Raw genomic sequence first — 3,615 nt, 5'->3', positions numbered from 1 at the left:
AGGGTGGAACACTGACTAGTTCGGCTGGTGGCCTGGTGCTGCCCCTGGTACGGCCTGTTGATCCCGCGTTCGCGTGGGGGAGGGTGTGGAACGGGGTGGTGGTGGGTGGCTGGTCGTAGGCACGCTGTTGGGTCCTGAGGGAACGGGTGCCCCCCTGCCGGTAGGTGGTGGGGGTGGTTGTTCGTCTCTGGTGGCAGGGCCTCGTGCTCGTCATACCGCTGATGGTCGCGTCCGTTGTGGGCGGGGTTGTTGGGTCTGGTGGTGGGTGGAGCGGGGTGACTGTTCGTCGTTTGAGAACTGCACAGTGGACGCGAGCATCTTTGTAGGTATCTGGATACCCGCACTGGTCCATCACTTCTTGCTGTCTCCTGGGTTCGCCTGGGGGGTGGTGGTGTGGTGGGTGGGTGTGGGTGTTGTTGTGTGGTCAAGTTGTTAAGGGCACACGGTGGATGCCTGGGCACCAGGAGCCGATGAAGGACGTAGGAGGCTGCGATAAGCCTCGGGGAGCTGCCAACCGAGCGTTGATCCGAGGATTTCCGAATGGGGGAACCCCGCACCAGTCATGTGGTGTGACCCGCGCCTGAACACATAGGGCGCGTGGAGGGAACGTGGGGAAGTGAAACATCTCAGTACCCACAGGAAGAGAAAACAACCGTGATTCCGTGAGTAGTGGCGAGCGAAAGCGGATGAGGCTAAACCGATCGCATGCCAAGCCGGCAGGCGTTGTGCGGTCGGGGTCGTGGGACGATTCAGATGGTTCTGCCGAACTGTCAGGGAGTCAGAAAGAACTGTGTTAGTGGAAGGCCTCTGGAAGGGGTCGCCGTAGAGGGTGAGAGCCCCGTACACGAAAACACTGTTCCTCCCGAGTTGTATCCCAAGTAGCACCGAGCCCGTGAAATTCGGTGTGAATCTGGCGGGACCACCCGCTAAGCCTAAATACTCCCTGGTGACCGATAGCGGACAAGTACCGTGAGGGAAAGGTGAAAAGTACCCCGGGAGGGGAGTGAAATAGTACCTGAAACCGTGTGCCTACAAGCCGTGAGAGCCTTACGCATCTTCGGGTGCGGGGGTGATTGCGTGCCTTTTGAAGAATGAGCCTGCGAGTTAGCGGTACGTGGCGAGGTTAACCCGTGTGGGGTAGCCGTAGCGAAAGCGAGTCCGAACAGGGCGTTGAGTCGCGTGCTCTAGACCCGAAGCCGAGTGATCTACCCATGGCCAGGTTGAAGCGCGGGTAAGACCGCGTGGAGGACCGAACCCACTTCGGTTGAAAACGGAGGGGATGAGCTGTGGGTAGGGGTGAAAGGCCAATCAAACTCGGTGATAGCTGGTTCTCCCCGAAATGCATTTAGGTGCAGCGTCACGTGTTTCTTGCCGGAGGTAGAGCACTGGATGGCCTAGGGGGCCCACAAGCTTACTGAAGTCAACCAAACTCCGAATGCCGGTAAGTGAGAGCGTGGCAGTGAGACTGCGGGCGATAAGGTTCGTAGTCGAGAGGGAAACAGCCCAGATCATCGGCTAAGGCCCCTAAGCGTGTGCTAAGTGGAAAAGGATGTGGGATCGCAGTGACAACCAGGAGGTTGGCTTAGAAGCAGCCACCCTTGAAAGAGTGCGTAATAGCTCACTGGTCAAGTGGTTCCGCGCCGACAATGTAGCGGGGCTCAAGCACACCGCCGAAGCTGTGGCATTCACATTCTGCCTGTCGTCACTTTCGGGTGGCGGCCAGGTGTGTGGATGGGTAGGGGAGCGTCGTGTGGCGATTGAAGCGGCGGAGTGATCCAGCCGTGGACGCCACACGAGTGAGAATGCAGGCATGAGTAGCGAAAGGGGAGTGAGAAACTCCCCCGCCGGATGACCAAGGGTTCCTGGGCCAGGCTAATCCGCCCAGGGTGAGTCGGGACCTAAGGCGAGGCCGACAGGCGTAGTCGATGGACAACGGGTTGATATTCCCGTACCCGCGAAAGAACGCCCATGCTGAACCCAGCGATGCTGACCGTCTGAAGCCGGTGACTGACCTTCGGGTCTGATCCGGTGGAACACGGGACCCAGACTGGTAGTAGGCAAGCGATGGGGTGACGCAGGAAGGTAGTCCTACCGGTGAGTGGTAGTACCGGGGCAAGGGTGTGGCCCGTGGTGTAGGTAAATCCGCACCACAACAGGGTGAGGCCCGACGCATAGCCGAATGAGGCGAATTGGATGGTCCTATGCTGCCGAGAAAAGCCTCTAGCGAGTTCTTAGCGGCCCGTACCCCAAACCAACTCAGGTGGTCAGGTAGAGAATACCAAGGCGATCGAGCGAACTGTGGTTAAGGAACTCGGCAAAATGCCCCCGTAACTTCGGGAGAAGGGGGGCCATCTGCTGTGAACCGCCTTGCGCGGGGCAGCGGTGGGTGGCCGCAGAGACCAGTGAGAAGCGACTGTTTACTAAAAACACAGGTCCGTGCGAAGTCGAAAGACGATGTATACGGACTGACGCCTGCCCGGTGCTGGAACGTTAAGGGGACGGGTTAGCTCTTCGGGGCGAAGCTCAGAACTCAAGCGCCAGTAAACGGCGGTGGTAACTATAACCATCCTAAGGTAGCGAAATTCCTTGTCGGGTAAGTTCCGACCTGCACGAATGGCGTAACGACTTCTCAGCTGTCTCAACCACAGGCTCGGCGAAATTGCACTACGAGTAAAGATGCTCGTTACGCGCGGCAGGACGGAAAGACCCCGGGACCTTCACTATAGCTTGATATTGGTGTTCGGTTCGGCTTGTGTAGGATAGGTGGGAGACTGTGAAGCGGGCACGCCAGTGTTCGTGGAGTCATCGTTGAAATACCACTCTGGTCGAATTGGATGTCTAACCTCGGTCCGTGATCCGGATCAGGGACAGTGTCAGGTGGGTAGTTTAACTGGGGCGGTTGCCTCCCAAAATGTAACGGAGGCGCCCAAAGGTTCCCTCAGCCTGGTTGGCAATCAGGTGTCGAGTGCAAGTGCACAAGGGAGCTTGACTGCGAGACTGACGGGTCGAGCAGGAGCGAAAGCTGGGACTAGTGACCCGGCACCGGCATGTGGAAGCGGTGTCGCTCAACGGATAAAAGGTACCCCGGGGATAACAGGCTGATCTTCCCCAAGAGTCCATATCGACGGGATGGTTTGGCACCTCGATGTCGGCTCGTCGCATCCTGGGGCTGGAGTAGGTCCCAAGGGTTGGGCTGTTCGCCCATTAAAGCGGTACGCGAGCTGGGTTTAGAACGTCGTGAGACAGTTCGGTCCCTATCCGCCGTGCGCGTAAGAGACTTGAGAAGAGCTGTCCCTAGTACGAGAGGACCGGGACGGACGAACCTCTGGTGTGCCAGTTGTTCCGCCAGGAGCACTGCTGGTTGGCTACGTTCGGCAGGGATAACCGCTGAAAGCATCTAAGCGGGAAGCTCGCTTCAAGATGAGGTCTCTCACCGGGTCAACCGGGTAAGGCCCCCGCCCAGACCAGCGGGTTGATAGGCCGGAAGTGGAAGCGGCGCAAGTCGTGGAGCTGACCGGTACTAATAGGCCGAGGGCTTGATCACACACAATATCCAGCCTCTTGCAAGACATTGTCGCGTCCACTGTGCAGCTCTGAAACGACGAGCGCCCACCC

General features: G+C 58.6%; 1 rRNA gene. It reads left to right on the top strand.

Annotated elements, in window-relative coordinates:
• Window positions 1–422: 422 nt before the first annotated feature.
• A 23S ribosomal RNA gene (locus ACI79U_RS21370) occupies window positions 423–3,544 on the top strand.
• Window positions 3,545–3,615 lie beyond the last annotated feature (71 nt).

This window comes from Modestobacter sp. SYSU DS0904 (assembly GCF_054051115.1).
The sequence above is the reverse complement of the archived record's forward strand: the minus strand, read 5'-3'. Positions and strand labels throughout refer to the sequence as shown.